The 24,432-nt window shown below is 37.6% G+C and carries 20 protein-coding genes and 1 tRNA gene; 2 read left to right on the forward strand and 19 right to left on the reverse strand.

Going from position 1 to position 24,432, the window contains the following annotated elements:
• Positions 1–239: 239 nt before the first annotated feature.
• The 4 genes from htpG to argS all read right to left on the reverse strand — a co-directional run bounded on the left by htpG (position 240) and on the right by argS (position 6,477).
• Positions 240–2,282 carry a molecular chaperone HtpG gene (gene htpG, locus H8S40_RS08705; RefSeq protein ID WP_118737411.1) on the reverse strand — a complete coding sequence of 681 codons (2,043 nt, stop codon included), beginning with the start codon at positions 2,280–2,282 and terminating at the stop codon, positions 240–242.
• A gap of 202 nt (positions 2,283–2,484) precedes the next feature.
• The gene (locus H8S40_RS08710; RefSeq protein WP_186865066.1) at positions 2,485–3,429 is read right to left on the reverse strand and encodes a CPBP family intramembrane glutamic endopeptidase; all 945 of its coding nucleotides are present in this window, start codon (positions 3,427–3,429) and stop codon (positions 2,485–2,487) included.
• Positions 3,422–4,612, reverse strand: a complete 1,191-nt coding sequence (locus H8S40_RS08715; RefSeq protein ID WP_117989446.1) for an alanyl-tRNA editing protein — start codon at positions 4,610–4,612, stop codon at positions 3,422–3,424. The genes H8S40_RS08710 and H8S40_RS08715 overlap by 8 nt, the downstream gene beginning before the upstream one ends.
• A gap of 98 nt (positions 4,613–4,710) precedes the next feature.
• On the reverse strand, positions 4,711–6,477 hold the full coding sequence (gene argS, locus H8S40_RS08720; protein ID WP_022075878.1) for an arginine--tRNA ligase: 1,767 nt from the start codon (positions 6,475–6,477) through the stop codon (positions 4,711–4,713).
• A 102-nt stretch (positions 6,478–6,579) separates the two neighbouring features.
• On the opposite strand from argS, the gene H8S40_RS08725 reads away from it, so the two are divergent.
• Positions 6,580–7,479 (forward strand): deoxyribonuclease IV, encoded by a 900-nt coding sequence (locus H8S40_RS08725; protein WP_186865067.1) that lies wholly within the window; start codon positions 6,580–6,582, stop codon positions 7,477–7,479.
• A gap of 43 nt (positions 7,480–7,522) precedes the next feature.
• Here the strand turns inward: H8S40_RS08725 and H8S40_RS08730 are convergent.
• From H8S40_RS08730 to H8S40_RS08795, 14 genes are all read right to left on the reverse strand, one after another.
• A tRNA-Arg gene (locus H8S40_RS08730) sits at positions 7,523–7,594 on the reverse strand.
• A gap of 203 nt (positions 7,595–7,797) precedes the next feature.
• Positions 7,798–8,730 (reverse strand): DUF5688 family protein, encoded by a 933-nt coding sequence (locus H8S40_RS08735; protein ID WP_186865068.1) that lies wholly within the window; start codon positions 8,728–8,730, stop codon positions 7,798–7,800.
• Positions 8,731–9,063: 333 nt separating this feature from the next.
• Complete coding sequence (gene efp / locus H8S40_RS08740) at positions 9,064–9,621, reverse strand: elongation factor P (RefSeq protein ID WP_117989383.1); 558 nt, start codon at positions 9,619–9,621, stop codon at positions 9,064–9,066.
• Positions 9,622–9,717: 96 nt separating this feature from the next.
• Positions 9,718–10,224, reverse strand: a complete 507-nt coding sequence (locus tag H8S40_RS08745) for a YqeG family HAD IIIA-type phosphatase (RefSeq protein WP_022076037.1) — start codon at positions 10,222–10,224, stop codon at positions 9,718–9,720.
• A 91-nt stretch (positions 10,225–10,315) separates the two neighbouring features.
• Positions 10,316–11,023: a peptidoglycan recognition protein family protein gene (locus H8S40_RS08750; protein WP_243238220.1), complete on the reverse strand. Its 708-nt coding sequence runs from the start codon at positions 11,021–11,023 to the stop codon at positions 10,316–10,318.
• Positions 11,024–11,105: 82 nt separating this feature from the next.
• Positions 11,106–12,560, reverse strand: a complete 1,455-nt coding sequence (gene guaB / locus H8S40_RS08755; protein ID WP_022076039.1) for an IMP dehydrogenase — start codon at positions 12,558–12,560, stop codon at positions 11,106–11,108.
• Between the two features lie 257 nt (positions 12,561–12,817).
• Positions 12,818–14,443: a chaperonin GroEL gene (gene groL / locus H8S40_RS08760; RefSeq protein ID WP_186865069.1), complete on the reverse strand. Its 1,626-nt coding sequence runs from the start codon at positions 14,441–14,443 to the stop codon at positions 12,818–12,820.
• A gap of 86 nt (positions 14,444–14,529) precedes the next feature.
• Positions 14,530–14,817 carry a co-chaperone GroES gene (locus tag H8S40_RS08765; protein ID WP_022076041.1) on the reverse strand — a complete coding sequence of 96 codons (288 nt, stop codon included), beginning with the start codon at positions 14,815–14,817 and terminating at the stop codon, positions 14,530–14,532.
• 121 nt (positions 14,818–14,938) lie between these two features.
• Entirely contained in the window at positions 14,939–15,250 is a 312-nt protein-coding gene (locus H8S40_RS08770; RefSeq protein WP_022076042.1) for a hypothetical protein, read from the reverse strand.
• A 111-nt stretch (positions 15,251–15,361) separates the two neighbouring features.
• Positions 15,362–16,141, reverse strand: coding sequence for a GTP-sensing pleiotropic transcriptional regulator CodY (gene codY, locus H8S40_RS08775; protein WP_022076043.1), 780 nt, complete (start codon positions 16,139–16,141; stop codon positions 15,362–15,364).
• 308 nt (positions 16,142–16,449) lie between these two features.
• The gene (topA, locus tag H8S40_RS08780; protein WP_118724455.1) at positions 16,450–18,528 is read right to left on the reverse strand and encodes a type I DNA topoisomerase; all 2,079 of its coding nucleotides are present in this window, start codon (positions 18,526–18,528) and stop codon (positions 16,450–16,452) included.
• Between the two features lie 52 nt (positions 18,529–18,580).
• Positions 18,581–19,687, reverse strand: coding sequence for a DNA-processing protein DprA (gene dprA / locus H8S40_RS08785; RefSeq protein ID WP_118737406.1), 1,107 nt, complete (start codon positions 19,685–19,687; stop codon positions 18,581–18,583).
• Positions 19,688–19,689: 2 nt separating this feature from the next.
• Entirely contained in the window at positions 19,690–21,222 is a 1,533-nt protein-coding gene (locus H8S40_RS08790; protein WP_186865070.1) for a YifB family Mg chelatase-like AAA ATPase, read from the reverse strand.
• A 199-nt stretch (positions 21,223–21,421) separates the two neighbouring features.
• Positions 21,422–22,342, reverse strand: coding sequence for an NTP transferase domain-containing protein (locus H8S40_RS08795; protein ID WP_118737404.1), 921 nt, complete (start codon positions 22,340–22,342; stop codon positions 21,422–21,424).
• A 199-nt stretch (positions 22,343–22,541) separates the two neighbouring features.
• Between H8S40_RS08795 and sigK the strand changes: the two genes are divergently transcribed.
• Positions 22,542–23,180 (forward strand): RNA polymerase sporulation sigma factor SigK, encoded by a 639-nt coding sequence (gene sigK, locus H8S40_RS08800; RefSeq protein ID WP_186865071.1) that lies wholly within the window; start codon positions 22,542–22,544, stop codon positions 23,178–23,180.
• Here sigK and pepT read toward each other — a convergent pair.
• Positions 23,158–24,375 carry a peptidase T gene (gene pepT / locus H8S40_RS08805; RefSeq protein ID WP_186865072.1) on the reverse strand — a complete coding sequence of 406 codons (1,218 nt, stop codon included), beginning with the start codon at positions 24,373–24,375 and terminating at the stop codon, positions 23,158–23,160. The two genes, sigK and pepT, sit on opposite strands and share 23 nt — an antisense overlap.
• Positions 24,376–24,432 lie beyond the last annotated feature (57 nt).

The following is a 24,432-nucleotide window of genomic DNA, read 5'->3' on the forward strand; positions in this document are numbered from 1 at the left end:
TCAAGAATGCCTCTGCATTCTTGCTGCGAGATGCGCAGAAGAAGTATGTCATGCAATCCTGCCGGAGGCTATATCAGATGAGGGATTGACTCCCACCACTGATACTGATTTGTTACTCGCCACCTACAGAGGTGGGAGTCATCTCACATCTGATATATAAAAAGAGAGCAACCTCCACCAAGAATATTCTTAACAGAAATTGCTCTCTTCTATATACAGGATGTCCCTGTCACTTCATTTTATTTTGTCAAAAGCATCATAATCTCATTGCTTCTCTGTACAAATGCTGTCATCTCTTCCGGATTTAATGGCTTATGAGCCAGCATTGCCAGGTCATAGAGCTGTTTACAAATAATTGATACATTTTTGCTTCTCTTATGCTCTACAACAAATTTAACCAATGGATGATTTGCATTTAAAATCAGTGTTGCCTGTGTTCCAAACATACTTGGATCCATGCCACTCATTCCATACATCTTCATCATCTCTGCCATACGTCTGGATTCTTCTGACAGTACAGCCATCGATGCCACATTATCATCTTTGAGTTTTTCTACTTTAACATCCAGCTTATCATTTCCAAGCTCTTTACGGAAAATCTCTACGATACTGTCCGATGTCTTCTGGAATTCTTCTTTCTCATCTTCAGATACTTCATCTTTCAAAGACTCATGTACATCGGCATCAATTCTCATAAATTTCACATCTTCATGTTTCTGCTCCAGATAAGTAATGAATGCAGAATCAATATTATGTGTCAGCAGAATCGCATCCTGTCCCTGTTCTTTAAACATGTTGATATACTGGCTCTGCTGTTGTTCGTCTGTTACATAATAAACAGTAGTTTTTTCTTTTTCAGCCTGTTCAGAATTCTCTGCTGCGTCAGTTCCTTCTGTTGTCTCAGTCTTTGTCTCTTCAGTTTCAGCATCTTCTTTTTTATTTGCCTTAATGCAATCTTCCAAAGTCAGATATTTGTGTTCCAAGTCTTTGTAAAGAATGGAATCTTTTACTTTACTACCGAATTTTTCATCTTTTAAGCATCCAAACTTGATGAATGGGCTGATATCATCCCAGTATTTCTCATAATTTTCTCTGTCAGTCTTGAACATTCCGTTCAGCTTATCTGCAACCTTCTTAGAAATGTAATCTGCGACTTTATTTACAAATCCGTCATTCTGCAGTGCACTACGCGATACGTTCAATGGTAAATCAGGACAATCAATCACACCCTTCAATACCATTAAGAATTCAGGAATCACTTCTTTAATATTGTCTGCGATAAAGACCTGATTGTTATACAATTTGATCTTTCCTTCAATTGAGTCATACTCTGTATTAATCTTAGGGAAATACAAAATTCCTTTTAAGTTAAATGGATAATCCATATTCAAATGAATCCAGAATAATGGTTCTTTGTAATCCATAAATACTTTTCTATAGAAATCAATGTAATCTTCTTTTGTACATTCGCTTGGATTCTTTGTCCACAATGGGTGAATATCACTGATTGAAACAGGACGTTTTACAATTTTTGCTTTCTGTTTTGCTTCGCCCTCTTCCCCTTCTTTCGGCTCTTCTGTGATATGCTCAACTACTTCATCTGTGTCCAGAACATCCGCCTCATCGATTGTCTCGTACTCCGGTTCTGCATTCGCTTTGCTTAAAAAAATTTCTACCGGCATAAATGAACAGTATTTCTCCAACACTTCTCTTACACGATATTCATTCGCAAATTCAAGACAATCTTCATTCAAAAACAGTGTGATCTCTGTTCCGACTTCCTGCTTATTTCCATCCTGCATCTCGTACTCTGTACCGCCTTCGCTTACCCAGTGTACAGCAGTTGCATCATTCTGATAAGAAAGTGTATCGATATGTACCTCATCTGCAACCATGAATGCTGAATAGAATCCCAGACCAAAATGTCCGATCATCTCATCTTCTGTTGTTTTATCCTTATATTTCTCAAGGAATTGTGTAGCACCAGAAAATGCAATCTGTGTAATATATTTTTCAACTTCCTCAGCTGTCATACCAAGACCATTGTCAATAAATTTTAATGTTTTCTCTTCTGGATTTACAATCACTTGAATTTTTGCTTTATAATTATCTGGAAGTTCATATTCTCCCATCATATCAAGCTTTTTCAATTTTGTGATTGCATCGCATCCGTTCGACACAAGCTCACGCACAAAGATATCGTGATCTGAATATACCCATTTCTTTATAATCGGGAAAATATTTTCGCTGTCAATTGATAAACTACCTTTCTTCATTGTCATAGTAAACACTCCTCTTTTATAAATCATTTTACTGTTAATCTGAAGTTAATTGGATGATACCATCTGCAATTCTTCTGTAAGCAGTATCATTTTTACCATCTAAAGAGTATTCTAATACGAGAATGACCAAAAGTCAACAACTTTTTAGCACTCAATTCAAACGAGTGCTAACATTTTCTATATTCAATTAATTCACACTATATTAACGGAACATATCCAGATTCGGTTTCTGGGAATCATCTGATTTATCAGACGGTTGTTCCGGTTTAAGACCTGTATCCATTCTCTGGATCATTGTGAACATCACTGCTGCCACAAATGTACATATAACAACGGTAACGCCAAGTATCTCCGGGCTTTTTGCAAAACCATTAAAGATTCCCGTGTTCGTTCCTATTACTGCCGTCAAATTGGCAATCATATGTGTAAACACCGGTGCTTTAAATGAACCATATTTATCATAAACATACGCTAAAACCAATCCCAACACAAGTGCATTTACCATCTGTATTGCATTGCTGTGCATAAACGAGAACAAAATGGCGGAAAACATTGCCGCCCTCAAAAATGGAGTTTTTGTCCGCATTCTTTTATAAATAATCCCACGGAATAACAATTCCTCCATAATTGGCACCAGAATACTCAATCCGACAATCTGAAGCCAAAATTTCGAATTATAAAATATTGCCGACGTATTTTGAAAACTACTATTTCCTGACACTAATTGCACCATATAAGATAAACAACTCACGCCAATATTATATGCAACTGCAAACACTAACAAAAATATATATTTAGACCAGGTTGCTTTCTCTGGCATCTGTGCATTTTCTTCTTTTTCTCGTTTACGATCTTTAAAATAGAAAACAGAGCAGGCAAAAATGGAACAGATTGCTTTTACACACTGTATCTCAAGTGCATATTTTAATTCTAACTTCATGGCAAGTAATGAACACTGTTGCATTGCCATTGTCATAGCATCTGCACTCCCTGTATCAATTCCACTTATCACCTTCGCAAATTCATCTACATTTCCTATTACCAGTACACACGCTGTCCCGATACTAACACAGATTCCTACAATCCAGTAAACAAACAGTGGGCCAAATACGTACCAAAACGGATTTTTTATCGGCTTATTATTCATTTCTCAAAGCCTCTCCTTTCTCTTGTATCCACCCTCTCAAGCTCTCTTCATCTCCAAATAGTGAACCTTGCACCATCTCTGGTTTTCCGCCGCCTCTTCCTCGAAACTGCGAATTCAGTTCTTTTACCAATAATCTCATATCCAATGTTTTGCTTCCAATCACATAGCGATATGACAACATTCCTTCTTCTGATGTTTCCGGCTGTCTGTTAAACACAGCACAAATATCATGTTGTTTTTCTAATACCTGATTCATTAAAAATCGTGGTCCTTCCCCATCCAGACCTTCTTCGAATAAACAGACTATCTTCTGAGTCGGATCTACTTCTTTCACTTTGTACTCCAACAACATTTTTTTCTGTCTGTCCAACTCTTGTTTTAATGCGTTATTTTCTTCTTTTAAACGTTCCACTGCCTCGGCCGTTTCATTCTCTTTTGCACAGAGACTTGCAGATATCTGCCTTGTTGCTGATAATTTTTTCCTATAATCGCAAAGTGCCCGAAAACCACAGAGCATCGTAATTCTCACGCCGCCTTTATAACGCTGTGCATTTGTCAGTTTAATCTGTCCGATCTCTCCTGTTGTTTTTACATGTGGTGCACAACATGCACATACATCATATCCTGGTATCGTCACAATCCTAATCTGACCTTCAATTTCAATTTTACTTCGATAAGCAATATTTTCTAATTCTTCTTTTGATGGATATGTAACCTGTACTTCCAGATTTTTTACAACTGCTTCATTCGCTTTCCACTCAATTTCCGCCAGTTCCTCTTTTGAAATTTCCCCATCAAAATCCATCGTACAGGAATCATCTCCCAAATGAAATCCTACATTGTTATATCCAAATCTTGCATGCACAAGCCCGGATATAATATGTTCTCCTGTATGTTGCTGCATCTTTTCAAAACGTTCCTGCCAGTCAATTTTTCCTTCCACAACATCTCCCGCTTCAAACGGATGCGAAGTATAATGCCACACATCGCCTTGCTTTTCCTGAACATCATGCACTTCATATTCATTCAAAGTTCCATGGTCAGCATATTGTCCTCCGCCTTCCGGGAAAAATGCCGTGCGATCCAAACGGATTTTATAATTTTCTCCATCCTTGCAACACTCTTGTACAATTGCCTGAAACATCTGCATATGACTGTCTTTGTAAAATAATTTTTCCGTCATTCTTTTCTCCATTTCACAACAGCCCTTCCCATATATAGGAAAGGGCTGTTATTTGTTGTTTATAGAATTCGTTTATACAAACATTTTCTTCTTATTGTTTACATTCTTTCCGGTGCTTCAAAGCCTAATAAATCAATACATGTCTCCAGCACATCTTTTGTAAGCTTTAACAATGCGATATAGCCGGCTTTCTTCTGAGCATCTTCTTCTGCCAAAATCTTTGTCTCATGATAAAATTTATTAAATGCGTTTGCCACATCATAAATATATGCACAAATTTTATGTGGTGCGATTTCTGCATAAACATTGTTAATCATTTCATTGAATTTTGCAATCTCAAGCATCAAAGCTTTTTCAGACTCATTTGTTGCTTCCTGAAGTTTCAAATCTTCAATGATACCGCCATCCTGCTGATATTTACCAAGAATTGATTTAATACGTACAATCGTATACAAAATGTACGGACCAGTATTTCCCTCAAATGAAGTAAATCTATCCACATCAAACACATAGTCTTTAGAGGCCTGATTTGAGAGATCGCCATACTTGATTGCAGCAAGTCCTACTGTTTTTGCTGTATTTCTTGCCTCTTCTTCCTCAACAGTACGATTATCCATAATCTTCTTATACATCTCTTCATCAATCTCACGGATCAGATTCTCCAGACGCATAACTCCGCCTTCTCTTGTCTTAAATGGTTTTCCGTCTTTTCCATTCATTGTACCGAATCCAAGGAATTTCAGCCCCGTTTCCGGACGCACAATACCACATTTTTTAGCACAACGGAATACCTGAACAAAATGTAATTCCTGACGCTTATCTACGACATAAATCACTTCATCCGGTTTGTATAATTCTTCACGCTCTACCAATGTTGCGAGATCTGTTGTATCATAAAGAGCTGCTCCGTCTGATTTTAAGATCATACATGGTGGAATTTCTTTTTTATCTCCTTCTTCCTGAACATCAACGACCAATGCACCTTCATCTACATGTGCAAACCCTTTTTCTTTGAGCATCTCTACCATACCCGGAATATATTTCTGTGCGTCTGCCTCACCTTTCCAAAGGTCAAATTCAACATTCAGATTCTTATAATTCTTTTTCAAATCTGTAACTGATACGTTCATGATATGCTTCCAGATCGCACGATATCCTTTGTGTCCGTTCTGAAGCAGATAAGTAGCCTGTAATGCCTTCTCACGATACTCTTCGTGTTCTTTTGCATAACCGCTTGCAGTTGGATAAATTTCCTCCAGCTCTCCGATGGTAAATGGTGCCTCTTTTGGATATTCTCCCTCAAAGCTCTCATCGAAATATGGAAGATCCGGCTGACGTTTCTCCAACTCTGTAATGATCAGACCCATCTGGTATCCCCAATCTCCAAGATGAATATCGCCTGTTACATCATTTCCTTTAAAACGCATAATACGTTTTACACTCTCTCCGATGATTGCTGAACGCAAATGTCCTACGTGCAATGGTTTTGCTACGTTTGGTCCGCCGTAATCAATTAAGATTGTCTTCGGATTAGCTTCTTTTTCCACACCAAGTGTGTCATCTCCTGCCATCTCATTTAAAAATGCTGTCACGAAAGATGATTTTAATTTCAGGTTGATGAATCCAGGATTCACTGCATCTACCTGAGCAAAACATTCACTGTCCTGTAAATTTGCAACGATATCATTCGCAATCATAATTGGTGCTTTCTTATATGTCTTAGCAGCTGCCATTGCTCCGTTGCACTGATACTCACACAGATCCGGACGATTTGATACTGTTACTTTTGCAAACTTCGCATCATATCCCGCTGCTGTAAATGCCTGTTCCATTTCTTTTGTAATTAATTCAGATAAGGTATTCACTATATTTTCACTCCGTTCCATTTTATACTACTTCCATTTAGCTATTCTATCATTTATAATGAGTTCTATCAAGAAATTTATCAAATCATTTTGGAGGAAATTATGCTAAAAATCGGATCACACGTAGGAATGAAAGGAAAAGAAATGTTGCTTGGCTCAGCAAAAGAAGCTGTTTCCTACGGCGCCAATACATTTATGTTCTATACAGGAGCCCCACAAAACACTCGCAGAAAAGATATAAGTGAGTTAAATATTGACGCAGCATGGGAGTACATGGCGTCCCACAATATAGAAGAAATCATTGTTCATGCACCTTATATTATCAATCTGGGGAATGCCGTCAAGCCAGAAACTTTTGAACTTGCAACAGAATTTCTTACGAAAGAAATTGAACGCACCATTGCCTGCCGAAGTCACACCTTGATTCTGCATCCCGGTTCTCATGTTGGTGAAGGTGTTGATATCGGAACTGCCCAGATTATAAAAGGCTTAAATGAAGTACTCACACACGACACTGACTGCTATATTGCACTGGAAACAATGGCCGGAAAAGGCTCTGAGATAGGACGTTCTTTCGAAGAACTTGCTCGTATCTATGACGGTGTTATATGTAATGAAAAACTTCGCGTTTGTTTTGATACCTGCCATATTAGCGATGCCGGTTATGATATTATCCATCACTTTGATGATGTCATCGATAAATTTGATCAAATATTGGGGAAGGAACAGATTGCTGTTTTTCACATCAACGACAGCAAAAATATACCTGGAGCTGCAAAGGATCGTCACGCTAATATTGGTTTTGGAGAGATTGGTTTTGATGCGCTGAATTATATTGTGCATCATAAAGATTTTGAAAATATCCCTAAAATCTTAGAAACTCCATATGTTCCAGATTTAGAAAATGCGAAAAAATCTTATCCGCCATACAAATACGAAATTGAAATGTTAAGAAACAATACTTTTAATCCGAATCTGCTTGATTTGATTCGAGAAATTTAAAGCAAAAAAAAGATGCCGTAAAATTATACGGCATCTTTTTACTCGCGTCTGGGCGGATTCGAACCGCCGCTCCTGCCTCCGGAGGGCAGCGCTCTATCCCCTGAGCTACAAACGCAAATTCTTATTCTTAGATTATTCCAAGAACACAAGCATTACTTTAACATACTTTTTTCTAAAAGTAAAGAGGATTTGGATACTGCCTGTCCGGAAGACAGGCAGTATCGTTGCTGTTCACAGGTACTGTGAACGGTAACGCAGTATCCTCCTTGGCTTTAATCCATTTAACTCACTTTCTGTAAACAATTTTAATGAAAATATTTATATTTCACTCAAACACTTTCCCATCATCAATGTATGTGTGTTCTTTTCATAATAGTATGCATGATCACTCAAAACTTCCTCTTCTTGAACCTGAGTTTCATTGACTTCATTAATCATTTCATTTAAATCTTTTAAATCAGGGCTTTTCGATTTTGGAATCAAAATCACTTCATGGATACTGCTTGGCAGCAGATAGAAATCTTCACCGATAATTCGCGATGCCATTTCCAGAATATTTGGATAAGCAAGTACTGCAGCTCCAAATTGGTGAATTGAATTTGTCAGAATATACATAAATTCTTTATTCTCAGGCGGGAATTTTGCTTTCAACAAATCTTTTTCTTCCGTCTTTGATATGTCACAAAGCTTTTCTATCACATGTTGCATATACATCAGTCTTGCAGGAATCAAACGTTTTACATTAAGCTTTGCATCCTTATATAATTGTTCCACATTTACATCCCAGTCTTCGATATGTTCATTTCGAATCTGAATAGTTGCACTCCCCTTCTCATCTACATCAACTAAAATGTAAAAAACAATACTCAGATCCAGCAATGGAATATGCGGAACTTCTTTTAACATCTGCTGATTCTTTTCTGTATTCACCAGCTTAAATGCAATTTTCTTCTTTACATTCTCATACACCGATAATTGTGATACATCGTAGTCTTCTTCTACTTTTACTTTTTCATAAAATTCCAGAATCTCATTTACAATTCTATCAATTGACATTCCTTTTTGATATTGTTCAAAAAATTCTTCCAAATAGATTGCCGGTGCGATATTATATTCGTCACTTTCCAGTATCATCCCTGTTTTTTCCATTCCATTATTTTTTACAACAGAATACTTCGATGCCTTCATTCCTCCTTCCAATTTTAAATTCAGTTTTTCTTCCACCATACATACAAATTTTTTGTATTCCATAAATACTCCTTTCTTTTTCGGTGGTTCATCTTTAAATTCAACTGAGAAATCCGCACGACTCGTGCATGAAATATTAGCGATATGCTAATTGATTTGAAATATATTATGTAGGAAGATTATATCGAATCACATACTAAAAAGCAACTGTTTTTTTCCAAAAAGACACAATTTTTTTGCAATCATTTTCGCAAAAACCTCAAAGCTGTTCATATAATCCGAAAGTCACTTAGTTTTTACCGCACGTACATCAAAAAAGAAGCGCTGCAGAATCTCTATCTACACCGCTTCTCATAAAAGCAGACCCTCTGTCTGCCCACTTTATTCTTTTACCGATTATACTCGTGACAAGTATTCTCCTGTACGTGTGTCAATCTTCAAAACATCTCCCTGCTCTACGAACAATGGAACCATAACAGTAGCTCCTGTTTCAACGATTGCTGGTTTTGTAGCACCCTGTGCTGTATCACCCTTAAATCCTGGCTCTGTCTCTGTAATTGCAAGCTCTACAAACAATGGTGGCTCTACTGAGAATACATTACCATTGTGTGAACATACTTTTACAGTCTCGTTCTCTTTTACAAACTTCAATGCATCCCCTACAACATCTGAGTTCAATGCAATCTGATCGTATGTCTCAACATCCATAAAGTTGTAAAGATCTCCATCCTGATATAAGTACTGCATATCTTTTCTGTCGATATGAGCTTTTGGGAATTTTTCAGTTGGTCTGAAAGTTTTTTCAACTACTCCACCACTGATGATATTTTTTAATTTTGTTCTAACAAATGCTGCACCTTTTCCAGGTTTTACATGCTGGAACTCCAAAATCTGATAAATATTTCCATCGATTTCGACTGTTACACCATTCTTAAAATCTCCTGCTGAAATCATTTGTAATCCTCCTTAAAATTGCGCACAAATACGCCTAACTTCTAAACTAAATATAATTCTATAATAATTTTATATTTTTTTCAACCTTTTTTTATATTAAGAGCTCTTCTTTTGCTCTTTCTTGTAAAAAAACAACACAATTCTCTCTAAATATCGCTTCAAAACAATCTGGATTTCCTCTTTTGGATGGATTGGTTTTACAAGAATATTACGGATACCGGCACGTTTCGCTCCCCACACATCTGTAAAAAGCTGATCTCCGACAAAGAGCGTATTTTCTTTGTCTGTCCCCATCTTCTCCATTGCTTTTACATAATTTTTTGTTGATGGTTTATGTGCGTTATAAATATAATTTGTCTGAATATCCTGATTAAACATCTTCACTCTCGGTTCTTGATTGTTTGACAACAGACATGACTGAAAGCCTATCTTCTCAAGCCTTGCAAATAATTTTTTTGCTCTTTCATCAGCCGGTGCCCCATGTGGGACTAATGTATTGTCAATATCAAAAATTACTCCTCGATATCCTTCTTTATATAATTTTTCAAATGAAATCACATATGTTGAAGCCATATATTCGTCCGGGAAAAATTTATTAAACATCTTTATCTATCTCCACTTATTTTGTACGCTATGCTTTGTGTATTATAGCAAGTTTCTAACCACCTTGCAACACGAACAGCTTGTTCTATCGTTATTTTTGCTTTTCTTTTTGTAATGCCGCTCCCACATCTTCTTTAAATGTCTGCCACGCATCTTCATGTTCTACAAAATATTTCGGACATATTTTTCCTGTAACGTCATAATGTCGGATCACATTTTCCTGTGTAAGTCCATATTTTTCACATAAAAAAGCAGTCAACTGTACTACTGATTTATATGTCTCGTCATTAAATTTCCCGGTTTCATCCGGATGACAGCATTCTATTGATACCGTATCATGATTTCTCTCATTTGAGGCATATGCAATCTCCCAAGTCGGCACACATTGTACAATTTCTCCCTCAAGCCCCACTACAAAATGACTGCTGACGGATGTTTCATGACTATCTTTTAATCCATTGAAATAATCCCGATTCTGCTGTGCCGTGCTCCCGGGGTTTGCTGTATAATGAATTACAATTCCGGTGATTGGATCTGACTCAATCCCCGGTCTGGAATATTCATTAATATCTAAAAGCTGTACATCAATATCTGGTTGAGATGCATCCACATCCAAATGACCCTGTCGTTCCCTCCCATATCTTCTTTGCATGATTCCTATTCCAAGAATCACTATAAGTAAAATCACCCCGATGATCACCAGTTTTTTCGTTCGGTTTCTTCTAGATTTTCTATAATATTTTTTAATTGAATGATTTGATTTTCTTTTTTTCTTCTGCATGTACTTATCATAACACATTTTATGAGTTTTTCCTACAAATGAAAAAGGTCAGTATGATTTTAAAAACATTTCATACTGACCAATATTTAAACTTTTTATGCTACTGTTCTACACTATAGTTTGGTGCTTCTTTTGTAATATGAATATCATGTGGATGACTTTCTTTTAATGAAGCAGCTGAAATCTTCACAAACTGTCCATTTTCTTTCAGTTCTTCAATTGTAGCAGTTCCGCAATATCCCATACCAGAACGAAGTCCGCCCATGAGCTGGAATACAGTATCTTCTACTAATCCTTTATATGCCACACGGCCTTCTACACCTTCTGGAACTAATTTCTTTGCATTCTCCTGGAAATAACGGTCTTTGCTTCCATTCTCCATAGCAGAAATAGAACCCATGCCACGATATACTTTATATTTTCTTCCCTGATATAATTCAAATGTTCCTGGGCTTTCATCACATCCGGCAAAGATGCTTCCCATCATACATACATTTGCTCCGGCTGCAATTGCTTTTGTCATATCTCCTGAGAACTTGATACCTCCGTCAGCAATAATCGGAACTCCGTATTCTTTTGCCACTTCGTAACAATCCATAACAGCAGTAATCTGTGGAACACCGATTCCCGCAACAACACGTGTTGTACAAATAGATCCAGGTCCGATACCAACTTTAACAGCATCTACACCAGCTTCGATTAATGCTCTTGTTGCTGCTCCTGTTGCAACATTACCTGCGATAACCTGAAGATCTGGATATTTTTCTTTAACCATACGAACTGTCTTGATTACGTTTGCAGAATGTCCGTGTGCTGAATCCATAACGACCACATCTACTTTTGCTTTCACAAGAGCCTCTACTCTCTCCAGGCAATTTGCTGTGATACCGATTGCAGCACCGCAAAGAAGTCTTCCCTGAGAATCTTTTGCTGATAATGGGTATTTAATCTGTTTTTCAATATCTTTAATTGTAACAAGTCCTTTCAGATTGCCCTCTGCATCTACAATTGGAAGTTTCTCTTTTCTTGCTTTTGCAAGGATTTTCTTTGCTTCCTCCAATGTAATTCCTTCTGGTGCTGTAACAAGACCTTCTGATGTCATAGACTCTTTAATCTTTTTAGAGAAGTCTTCTTCGAATTTTAAATCACGATTTGTAATAATACCTACAAGCTTTCTTCCTTCTGTAATTGGAACACCTGAAATACGGTATTTTGCCATCAGATCATTCGCATCTGCCAATGTATGTTCCGGTGAAAGATAAAATGGATCTGTAATAACTCCGTTCTCTGATCTCTTTACCTTATCAACCTCTTCTGCCTGCTGCTCAATGCTCATGTTCTTATGAATGATACCGATTCCTCCCTGACGAGCCATTGCAATTGCCATGCGATGTTCTGTAACAGTATCCATACCTGCACTCATCATTGGAATATTCAGTTTAATTTTTTTTGTTAAATGTGTTGATAAATCTACTTGATTTGGAATCACTTCCGAGTATGCCGGAACCAGCAGCACATCATCAAATGTAATTCCTTCTCCAATAATTTTACCCATGATTATCTTCCTCTCTTTCTCCAAACGTAAATATTGTCGTAAATATTTATCTGATATACTACAAAAATTAAGTATACTTGTCAAGAGTAATCTCGCACCAAAATTTGAATTATTTGTTCTTTATTTTATACCCATTATTTTTGCTAATATTCTTTTATAACCCTATCTATTAAACCTGTCAAAATCACTTCCTGATATGCCGAAAAAGAGCCCGGTACGTTGTACCGGGCTCTTCTCTATTTTCAATAGAATGTTTATTACATCATACCCATTCCGCCTGCTCCACCAGCTGGCATTGCAGGAGTATCTTCTTTAATTGTTGAAACAACAGACTCTGTTGTTAATAATGTAGATGCTACACTTGTTGCATTCTGTAATGCACTTCTTGTAACTTTAGCCGGATCCAGAATTCCTTCTTTTACCATATCTACATACTCTTCTTTATATGCATCAAATCCAACTCCTGGCTCTGATTCTCTAACTTTATTAATTATAACAGATCCTTCCAGTCCTGCATTATGTGCAATGTGGAACAATGGTGCTTCCAGTGCTTTCAGAATAATCTGAGCACCTGTTTTCTCATCGCCTTCCAATTCATCGGCAAGTTTTGCAACTTCTTTTGAAGCGTGGATGTATGCAGAACCACCTCCTGCGATAATTCCCTCTTCAACAGCTGCTCTTGTCGCATTCAAAGCATCTTCCATACGAAGCTTTGCTTCTTTCATCTCTGTCTCTGTTGCAGCACCAACACGGATTACAGCTACTCCACCTGCCAGTTTTGCAAGTCTTTCCTGTAATTTTTCGCGATCGAAATCTGATGTTGTCTCATCGATTGCTTTCTTAATCTGTTCAACTCTTCCGCTGATAGCTTCTTTATCTCCACAGCCATCTACGATAACTGTATTCTCTTTCTGAACTTTTACAGATTTTGCACGTCCAAGCTGATCCATTGTAGCCTCTTTAAGATCCATACCGAGTTCTTCTGAAATCACCTGACCACCTGTCAAAATAGCGATATCCTGAAGCATTTCTTTTCTTCTGTCACCATATCCCGGTGCTTTTACAGCTACTACATTAAATGTTCCACGCAATTTATTTACGATCAATGTTGTAAGTGCTTCTCCTTCGATATCTTCAGCAATGATCAAAAGTCTTGCTCCTGACTGAACAATCTGTTCCAAAACAGGAAGGATATCCTGAATATTAGAAATCTTCTTGTCTGTAATTAAAATATATGGATCATCCAGAACTGCTTCCATCTTCTCCATATCTGTTGCCATGTAAGCTGAAATATAGCCACGGTCGAACTGCATACCTTCCACAAGGTCAAGCTCTGTCTGCATTGTTTTAGATTCTTCGATTGTAATAACTCCATCGTTAGAAACTTTTTCCATTGCATCTGCTACCATCTGTCCGACAGACTCATCTCCTGAAGATACCGCTGCAACTCTTGCAATCTGCTCTTTGCTTGTTACTTTGCTGCTCATATCTGCAATTGCTTCTACAGCTTTGTCTGTTGCTTTTTTCATACCTTTACGAAGTACGATTGGGTTAGCACCTGCTGCCAGGTTCTTCATTCCTGCATTAACCATTGCCTGTGCGAGAACTGTTGCTGTTGTTGTACCATCTCCTGCCACATCATTTGTTCTCGCAGCAACTTCTCTGATAAGCTGTGCTCCCATGTTCTCAAATCCATCTTCAAGTTCAATTTCTTTTGCAATTGTAACACCATCATTCGTAATCAGTGGTGCTCCAAAAGATTTATCCAATACTACGTTTCTTCCTTTTGGTCCGATTGTTACTCTTACTGTATCAGCAAGTTTGTTCACACCTGCTTCTAATGCCGCTCTGGCTTCTGCACCATATTTAATTTCTTTTGCCATGATATAACTCCTCCAATTCTATCTTGCAAATTCTGCTTCTCATTTTAAAAAGCGGATACTGTTCTCCGCCTTTTTATTCTTCTATATTATGCCTCAACGATTGCTAAGATATCGCTCTGTTTTACAACGATATATTTCTCGCCTTCCAGCTCTACGTCTGTTCCTGCATATTTAGAGTAAATAACTTTATCTCCGACTTTCACCTGCATTGTTACTTCTTTTCCATCTATATTACCGCCAGGTCCGACTGCAATTACTTCTGCTTCCTGTGGTTTTTCTTTTGCCTGTCCAGGTAATACAATACCAGACTTTGTTGTTTCCTCTGCTTCTAACTGCTTCAATACAATTTTATCACCTAATGGTACTAATTTCATTGTAATTCCTCCTTAAAAAGCTATTTATTAGCACTCATTTCTCTCGAGTGCTAACCCATGAATATAAAATAACACTCTGCTAACTATTTGTCAACAGAGTTTATAAATTTTTTATCTATATTTATTTGTTCTTTCTGTCTAAAACATAAAACCCGTTTTCAATCCGAAATACCAGTATATTACCGTTTTCTGACTGATAACGTTCTTTTACTACTCCACTGCAGGATAGCAGTTCTGTTCTGGTTGAAATATAACACTGATATTTTGCATCAAGTGAAATTGCTTTAAGATCGTTCTCTCTCAATTTCAAATAAATATAATCTTCTTCCATATCGTAGCGGAACACCTGACAACGATGTGTTGCATCATCAAATACTCCATCCGCCGAAATTGTTTTTATCATTTGCAGCGCAACTGCATTTCCTTCGTACATTTTCGGTCCTCCTTTATATTATTCTACACCTTTAAAAATTATGAATGGATCTTTTTTCTGAAAACGAAAGGGCATCAGAATACTGATACCCTTTCTGGTTGAACTTTCAAATTACATTCTTTCTTTTTTAATCTTCTCTAATTCTGTGAATACATAATCATTCAACACTTTGATATAAGTACCTTTCATTCCTGAAGAACGCGATTCAATAACTCCTGCACTTTCAAATTTGCGCAATGCATTTACGATTACTGATCTTGTGATTCCGACGCGATCTGCAATCTTACTTGCCACAAGGATTCCTTCTGTTCCATTCAATTCATCAAAAATGTGAACAATTGCCTCAAGCTCTGAGAAAGATAATGTACTGATCGCAGACTGAACAATATGCTCTTTTCTTGTCTCTTCTGCGCTTTCCTCATTAACTGAACGAAGCATCTCAAGTCCGACTACCGCTGTTCCGTACTCACTCAAAATAATGTCGTCAATCTCATATCCTTCATTTTGCTTGTAGATAAATAACGTTCCAAGACGCTCTCCTGCAATGTCGATTGGTGTGATAATTGCCTGATAGCCTTTCACAACATCCCCTGAAAATCCAAGAGTCTCAAGATTGACGTTCTCTTTTGTAGATAAAATGCTAAGCAAACGTTCATTCAGCATCTTATCGATATGAGCGCCCACACGTTCTTCCAATAATTCTTTGATTTCTTTTACATTGACTGATTTACTTGTACCTAAAACTTTTCCTTTTTTACTTACAACCAGTACATTCGAATCAAGAATTTCTGTCATGACAGCGCAAATATCATTGAATACAACCTTGCTCGAATTATTGTTATGCAATAATTTATTGATTTTTCTTGTTTTATCTAATAACTGTACACTCATCATTTTCCTCCATGTCCGAATTGTATGTACAACTCATATTAAATCACCATATAAGGGTATATTATCATACAATTCCTAACTTTTCAATCAAAGTGCTCATATTTCTTTTGAATATTTCATTCAAGTCGAACGTCCGTGAGACTTGGCGCGTGATTCTGGTCAGCGAAGCTGACATATTCCTATCAGAATCACTGCGCATCCTCGCGGAGCGTTTATCTCAGTCGGAGATTGGACTCCCACTGAGACAAGTTTGCTATTATTCACCACCTAAAGAAGTGGGAGTCTTCTCGACTTAGATAAACTTTTTATTATGCGTTCTCTTTTTCAATCGTCTCTACGTATCCGCATTTTTCATCGGCACAAACCAGCTTATTTCCCTTTTCAACCATGTATCCTCCACATTTCGGACACTTCTTTTTCGATGGTTTCTGCCAAGACATAAATTCACATTCCGGATTATTCTCACATCCGTAGTAACGTCTTCCTTTTTTCGTTTTTCTGATTACAACTTCCTTGCCGCAAACAGGACACGGAACTCCAATCTTCTCAAGATATGGTTTTGTATTTCTACATTCCGGGAATCCGGGACATGCGAGGAACTTTCCATGTGGTCCATATTTTACAACCATATTACGTCCACACTCTTCGCATATCACATCTGTAACTTCATCTTCAATCTTAACACTCTCCAGTTCCTTTTCTGCAATTTGAACTGCTTCATCCAAATCCGGATAGAAATTACGGATTACTTCTTTCCATGCGACCTTTCCTTCTTCTACCATATCCAGAAGCCCTTCCATATTTGCTGTAAAGCTCACATCCACAATACTTGGGAAGGACTGCTTCATGATATTATTTACAACCTCTCCGATTTCTGTCATATACAGGTTTCTGCCCTCTTTTGTAACATATCGTCTTGCAATGATCGTTGAAATTGTCGGTGCATACGTACTTGGTCGTCCAATTCCCTGCTCCTCCAATACCTTTACAAGAGATGCTTCTGTATAATGTGCCGGTGGCTGTGTGAAATGTTGTTTTGTTTCATCCTCTTTCTTTGTAAGAACAGATTCTGTACTCAATCCGTTCACAAGAACATTACTTACTTCCTTTTCTTCATCAGCCTCTGTATAAACTGTGCGGAATCCTTCAAACACACATCTTGATGTAGATACTGTAAATACATACTTTGCCGCACCGATTTTTACAGAAGTTGTTTCAAACACTGCTGGTTTCATTCTACTTGCAGTAAAACGTTTCCAAATCAACTGATATAATCTAAACTGATCTCTTGTCAAAGAGTCTTTCAATGATGCTGGTGTTCTTGTAATATCAGAAGGTCGGATTGCTTCATGCGCATCTTGAATCTTCTTACCTGTCTTTTTCTCTGTACTGCCTTCCGTTACAAACTCACTGCCATAAGTCTCTGAAATATAACTTCTTGCTGCTGCATCTGCTTCCTCTGAAATTCGTGTTGAATCTGTACGCAGATAGGTAATGACACCGACTGTTCCATTCCCTTTGACATCAATTCCTTCATACAACTGCTGTGCAATACGCATTGTCTTCTGTGTTGCAAAATTTAACACCTTTGATGCTTCCTGCTGCAATGTACTTGTTGTAAATGGCAGAGGTGCTTTTCTTGAACGCTCCCCTGTCTTTATATCTGTCACTTTATATTCTGCATTCTCCAGCTCTTTCAAAATCTGATTCATCTCTTCCTCTGAATGAATCGTTATTTTTTTGTCAACCGTTCCATAAAATTTTGCAGTCAATGGACGTTTTTCACCTTTTACTTTTAAAATTGTATCCAATGTCCAATATTCTTCCGGAATAAATGCATTAATCTCATCTTCACGATCTGCAATAATACGCAGTGCAACAGACTGTACTCGACCTGCGCTCAAGCCTCTCTTCACTTTTGCCCAAAGCAGTGGACTGATCTTGTATCCAACCATACGGTCCAATGCACGACGTGCCTGCTGTGCATCCACAAGATCCATATCAATCTCTCTTGGAGCTTTTAATGATGCTTTGACTGCATTTTTTGTGATCTCATTAAATGTAATACGACGCATCTTCTTGTCGTCCAATTTTAACGCCGCTGCAAGATGCCAGGAAATAGCTTCTCCCTCACGGTCCGGGTCAGTTGCAAGAAACACTTTATCAGCCTTTTTTGCTTCCTTTCTCAGATTTGCAAGAATATCTCCTTTTCCTCTGATCGTAATATATTTCGGTTCATAATCATTCTCCACATCGATACCGAGCTGACTCTTTGGGAGATCCCTTACATGTCCATTTGAAGCTGCCACTGTGTAATTGCTTCCTAAAAATTTCTTGATTGTTTTTACTTTTGCAGGTGACTCCACAATAACAAGATAATGTGCCATAAAAACATTTTCCTCCATTATAGGCAGAATTTCTGCCATTCATCTAGCTTTCTCATACTTTTATATAATAATTTTTTGATATTTCCCGAATTAAGCCTTGTATCTGTAATGCACTCAAAATTTGAAAAACGATAGAAACCTGTAGTCCTGTTTCCTCCATAATTTGATTCGCACTTTTAGGATAAAGACCAACTGAACTATACACCAAATTTTCCTTTGTTTCAAGCACTTTTTTCTTTTCTTGTTCTTTTTCTTTAAATTCGACACTTTCTGCTACATTTATAATCCCAAGTTCTTCCAGTAATTGTTCCGGTGATAACAATATACCTGCACCTTGCCATATAAGCCGGTTACATCCCGAACTCAAAGCACTGTTGATTGGTCCGGGCAATGCATAGACATCTCGCCCTTGCTCCAGTGCCATATCAGCAGTAATCAATGAGCCGCTTTTTTCTCTTGCTTCTATAACCAATAACACATTTGAAAGACCGCTGATAATTCTGTTCCGTTTTGGAAATTGGAATCCCAAAGGTGGCGCTCCAAGTGGAAATTCTGATAAAATTCCACCACCTTGTTCGATAATATCATGATACAGACCGATATTTTCTCTTGGATAACAAATGTCCACACCATTGCCAAGGACTGCAAATGTTTGTCCGCCTCCCATCAATGCTCCTCTCTGACTAATTCCATCAATTCCTTTCGCAAGACCGCTGATAATCTGCACCCGATGTTGTGCAAGCTGCTGTGCAAATTCAAAAGCATATTTTTCTCCATATGGCGTACACTGTCTCGCCCCTACAATTCCCACACTATATTTTTCTGTTGTTGGCAAACTTCCTTTATAAAATATCGCATATGGTCTGTCTGGTATCGACTGCAATTGTCGTGGATATTTTTCTTCAAACCGTAAAACAACAGAAACTCCTTTTTTCTCCAACTCTTCTTGCACATAATCCGGATTCAACTCCTTTTGTGCCTGTTTTATCACATTTTTTTCCTTTTCCGACAAAAAATTTAGTGTGTTTAATTCTGTTTCTTCTATATAATAAGCACGCTTGGCAGAATTCATATGCTCTCTCAATTTATGTTTTTTATTATCTGACAAATTCTGAATAGAAGCCAGCCAATATTCATATTTTTTTTCATTTTGTATCATTTCTATTTCCCCCAATATTTTTTATCCATAGCCCGATATCCTATGGCCTCCTGCAAATGTCTCAGCTCAATATTTTCTGACTCATCTAAATCTGCAATTGTACGTCCTACCTTCAATATTTTATAATATGTTCGTGCAGTTAAACCGAGCCTTGAAAATGCCTGTCGCATCATTTGTTCTTCTTTTTTTCCAAGTCTGCAATATTTCTCTAGCTGTTTCCCTTCCAATTCTGCATTCGTTAAAATTCCTGTTGATTGGTATCGTATTTGCTGTATTTTTCTTGCTTTTGAAACACGTTTTCGTATCTCTTCAGATTTTTCTTCTCTTCTTTTTTCTTTCAAAACCTGATATTCCACTCTCGGTGCCTCCACACATATATCCATCCGGTCAAGAAATGGCTGACTTAATTTTCCGATATATTGCTGTATTTCTCTTTCTGTACACCGACATTTGTTCAAATCGGGATAGCATCCGCAAGGACAGGGATTTAACGCTCCGACCAGCATAAAATTAGCCGGAAACTGATATGTTCCCTGTGCTCTTGCAATCCGAATCTGATGCTCTTCTAATGGTTGTCTCAGCACTTCCAGTACCTCTCTTGAAAACTCCGGTAATTCATCTAAAAATAGAACGCCGCTATGTGCCAGACTGATTTCACCCGGTCTTGGAATTCTTCCGCCTCCAACCAAGGATGTTTTTGTTGCTGTATGATGTACGCTTCGAAATGGTCTTGTACAAATAAGAGGGTCTGTTTCTTCCAACATTCCCAACACACTATATATTTTTGTAATTTCTATACTCTCTTCTCTTGTCATTTCCGGAAATATTGTTGGAATTCTCTTTGCAATCATAGATTTTGCACTGCCCGGAGGTCCGATCAACAATAAATTATGATTTCCTGCCACGGCAATTTCCGTTGCTCTTTTCACAGCAGCCTGTCCATAAACATCACTATAATCTAATGGTGGTTCAAGATTTTCACCTCTATCTTTTGACGAACATAGCGTCGCATTAATTTTCGCTTCCCCTGTTAAAAACAAGACCGTTTCTTCCAGATTTTCCACTCCGATTACTTTCATTCCTTCAACTAATGCACCTTCTAAGACATTTGCTTTTGGTAAAACACAAGTTTTGATTCCCCTTTTTTTCGCTTCTAGTACAATCGGAAGAACACCTGTGACAGATTTCACATTTCCATCCAGACTTAATTCTCCCAGCATCATGATGTTTTCTACTGATGCTTGCTCAAGCTGTCCCAATGCTGTTAAAATTGCCACCGCAATCGGCAGGTCAAACGCTGCACCTCGCTTTTTAATCGTTGCCGGAGCAAGGTTTATAATTGTTTTTTTTGCCGGAAATTCCATTCCTGAATTGTGAATTGCCGTTCGTACTCTGTCTGTCGCTTCTTTTACTTCTGACGACAAATAGCCCACCATATGAAACATTGGGAGCCCATTACTTACATCTGCTTCTACATTTACGAGCTCTACTTTAAGCCCAAATACAGATGCAGACAGTACTGTACTAAATCCCATGTACGCACTTCCCTTCTTTATTTACTTTACTAAATTGGATTCTTCGACCGAAAATGGTCTTTCTGATGTTCGCTGACAAAGAATTCTTCAGCGGATATTTATAACATGCATGTTTAAAAAAGAAAGAATAAATGCTATGTTACATTACAAGCTTTATTCTTTCTTTGTATCTTAACTTGAATCTGACGGATTGTCAATTCTAATTTTGAAAAATTTCCTGATATTTTTTTGTTGTATAACTCTCTACTGCCTGCTCTAATTGTTCATATTTCTCCAACATCTCTTTCCCGGCCTTTGATACATTGGCAGCTCCACCAAACTTTCCTCCGGGTTGTCTCTCTACGAGTGTTTGTCCGGACTCTTTTTCTGCATCTCGGATCATTGACCAGGCTTTACTATATGAAATTCCTGTTTTTTCTGATGCTTCTCTTACTGAACCCAGACTTTCGATTTCTCTAAGAAGTGTTACCATTCCTGGTCCAAAGAAAGGTTTGCGATTTGTAAGTCTTACCTTTACCGTTGCCCTCATACGAGTTTCCCCATATTGTCTGACAATCTCATCACTGTTTTTTACACTGTCTGCACGTACTAAAATTCCTTCATCTTCGACAACTTCATAGACAGGTTCTACGGAAAGGCTCTGAATTGCTCCACGCAATCCTTTTTCTCCTTGGTATCCAAGAATTGACGTAACCAATGAAGCAGATATAAGTATTGGATGACCGGCATGATAATTCACCGAAGGAATTACCAGTTTAGCCGGATTCTTCATCAATTGTTCCACAGTATCCTTTGTAAATAATGCAATTTCTACCGGGCATACAAATATTCTCTCACATCTTGTCTCCAGATATGAAAGTCCCTTTTTCACACCGGAAAACATCTCTCCTTCATTGTCACCCGTATCATTTAAAAAACTAACACCGAACCCTCTCAATTCTTTTTTCAGATTTTCTTTTTCTTCTTTACAGACAACCACTATATCTTTGATTCCTGCACGCTGAAATGTCACCACAATCTGTACCGCGACATTCAAATCATCTATCTCTTCCATCGGATTTTGTTTTTTCCCATGACCGCCATATCCAGATGCAACAATCACTGCACCAACACTATTCATCGTCTTTCCTCCTAATTACTACTTTTTTATCGCTACTTCACAGTCACCTGTAAAATGTAATCCAGTTTGTCTTATTTTTATTATACACAAGAGTCGATATTTGGAAAAGCACCAATTTCTTCATTTCATCATAAACTATATTAAATTGTTTCTGTCTGAAATATATACAGAAACAGAATATGTTCTGTGAGGTATACTTTTGAAATCTTTCCCTGCCCCGCTCACTTCTTCGGAAGAAAAGTATTATTTTCAAAAATACACTGAGGGAGACCTGCAGGCAAAACATATTTTAATTGAACACAACCTTCGGCTCGTTGCACATGTCATAAAAAAATATCAATCTTCGGATGACGATATAGAAGATTTAATTTCAATCGGTACAATCGGATTGATCAAATCTGTTATGACATTCAATAGCGAAAAAGGGAACCGACTTGCAGCATATGCTTCAAAATGTATTGATAATGAAATTCTGATGTATCTGCGTTCAAAAAAGAAAACAAATAAAGAGGTTTCTCTTTATGAGCCGCTCGGGATTGATAAAGAAGGAAATGAAATTCAATTATATGATATCATTGAAACGAATGAGGACGATGCTTCTGATCGCATTGTCCTAAAACAAAATATACAAAAATTATATGAGGAGTTAGAATCTCTTCTAACTCCTCGTGAACGTCTTGTATTAAAAATGCGCTATGGACTTTACAACGGAGAAGAATATACTCAGCGTGAAGTCGCACGACAACTTGGTATTTCAAGATCTTATGTTTCAAGAATTGAAAAAAGCGCCATACAAAAATTACGTTCTTCTTTCTTTACTCAGCAAACTGTAAAATAATATTTTTAATAATTGCAGCTGCTTTATCCATACCTTCTGCTGTAATGTGTTCAAAAGCACCATGGAAACCATATCCGCCTGTTCCAAGATTTGGACATGGAAGACCTACAAAGCTGAGACGTGCACCATCTGTACCACCTCGGATTGGTGCAATATCAGCTTTCACTTCAGCCATCTCACATGCTTTTTTAGCATACTCAATCAATTCCATACATGGTTCTATTTTTTCACGCATATTGCGATAAGAATCTTTCAGCTTCAGTTCTACTGTTCCTTCTCCATATTTTTTATTTACAGTTTCTGTAATATTTCGAAGCAATTCCTTACGATTTTCATAACTCTCTGAATCAAAATCACGGATAAGATAACTCATTTTAGTTTCTTCTACAGTACCAGTCATTTCCATCAGATGGAAAAAGCCTTCATAGCCTTCGGTGTATTCAGGTGCTTCATCGACCGGCAGCATTCCCTGAATTTCCATTGCAATCTTTTGTGAATTCTTCATGATTCCTTTTGCTTCTCCAGGATGCACGTTTACCCCATGCACATAAAAATCAGCTGATGCCGCATTGAAATTTTCAAACTGAATCTCTCCTTCCGGACCGCCATCTACTGTATAAGCAAATGGTGCCCCAAACACTTCCAGATTCATATGTTTTGCACCGCTTCCGACTTCTTCATCTGTTGTAAAGCTGATGGATACTTTCCCATGCGGGATGTTCTCTTTTATCAGTTCTTCTGCAACAGTCATGATTTCAGCGATGCCTGCCTTATCATCCGCACCTAAAAGGGTCGTTCCATCTGTTGTGATCAATGTTCTTCCTGCTAAAGTCTTTAAGGATGGAAATTCAGCAACAGACAATACTTTCCCAGATGTTCCTAAAGATACGTCATTTCCATCATAATTTTCAATAATCTGTGGATTTACATTTTCGCCACTATAATCCGGAGCTGTGTCCATATGTGCAATAAATCCAATCGCAGTACAATCCTCGTATCCAGGAGTTGCCGGAATATGTCCATATACATATCCAAACTCATCCATATAGGCATCTTCGATCCCTATTTCTTTCATTTCTTCTACTAATTGCTTAGCCAAATCAAACTGACGTGATGTTGTCGGTGATGTTGTACTTTCCTCATCACTTGTTGTCCAGATTCTGGCATACTTTAATAATCTTTCATATGCTTTCATATCTTCTCTCCTATTCTAAAAAAAGGAATCCTGCAAGCAGAATTCCTTTTTATTATA

The organism is Ruminococcus hominis, assembly GCF_014287355.1.
Classification (GTDB): domain Bacteria; phylum Bacillota; class Clostridia; order Lachnospirales; family Lachnospiraceae; genus Schaedlerella; species Schaedlerella hominis.

Coding starts and splice junctions, on each gene's coding strand:
- htpG (WP_118737411.1), bottom strand. CDS start 2,282: ATGACAATGAAGAAAGGTAGTTTATCAATTGACAGCGAAAATATTTTC.
- H8S40_RS08710 (WP_186865066.1), bottom strand. CDS start 3,429: ATGAATAATAAGCCGATAAAAAATCCGTTTTGGTACGTATTTGGCCCA.
- H8S40_RS08715 (WP_117989446.1), bottom strand. CDS start 4,612: ATGACGGAAAAATTATTTTACAAAGACAGTCATATGCAGATGTTTCAG.
- H8S40_RS08725 (WP_186865067.1), top strand. CDS start 6,580: ATGCTAAAAATCGGATCACACGTAGGAATGAAAGGAAAAGAAATGTTG.
- H8S40_RS08735 (WP_186865068.1), bottom strand. CDS start 8,730: ATGGAATACAAAAAATTTGTATGTATGGTGGAAGAAAAACTGAATTTA.
- efp (WP_117989383.1), bottom strand. CDS start 9,621: ATGATTTCAGCAGGAGATTTTAAGAATGGTGTAACAGTCGAAATCGAT.
- H8S40_RS08745 (WP_022076037.1), bottom strand. CDS start 10,224: ATGTTTAATAAATTTTTCCCGGACGAATATATGGCTTCAACATATGTG.
- H8S40_RS08750 (WP_243238220.1), bottom strand. CDS start 11,023: ATGTGTTATGATAAGTACATGCAGAAGAAAAAAAGAAAATCAAATCAT.
- guaB (WP_022076039.1), bottom strand. CDS start 12,560: ATGGGTAAAATTATTGGAGAAGGAATTACATTTGATGATGTGCTGCTG.
- groL (WP_186865069.1), bottom strand. CDS start 14,443: ATGGCAAAAGAAATTAAATATGGTGCAGAAGCCAGAGCGGCATTAGAA.
- H8S40_RS08765 (WP_022076041.1), bottom strand. CDS start 14,817: ATGAAATTAGTACCATTAGGTGATAAAATTGTATTGAAGCAGTTAGAA.
- H8S40_RS08770 (WP_022076042.1), bottom strand. CDS start 15,250: ATGTACGAAGGAAATGCAGTTGCGCTGCAAATGATAAAAACAATTTCG.
- codY (WP_022076043.1), bottom strand. CDS start 16,141: ATGAGTGTACAGTTATTAGATAAAACAAGAAAAATCAATAAATTATTG.
- topA (WP_118724455.1), bottom strand. CDS start 18,528: ATGGCACATTATCTTGTTATTGTGGAGTCACCTGCAAAAGTAAAAACA.
- dprA (WP_118737406.1), bottom strand. CDS start 19,687: ATGATACAAAATGAAAAAAAATATGAATATTGGCTGGCTTCTATTCAG.
- H8S40_RS08790 (WP_186865070.1), bottom strand. CDS start 21,222: ATGGGATTTAGTACAGTACTGTCTGCATCTGTATTTGGGCTTAAAGTA.
- H8S40_RS08795 (WP_118737404.1), bottom strand. CDS start 22,342: ATGAATAGTGTTGGTGCAGTGATTGTTGCATCTGGATATGGCGGTCAT.
- pepT (WP_186865072.1), bottom strand. CDS start 24,375: ATGAAAGCATATGAAAGATTATTAAAGTATGCCAGAATCTGGACAACA.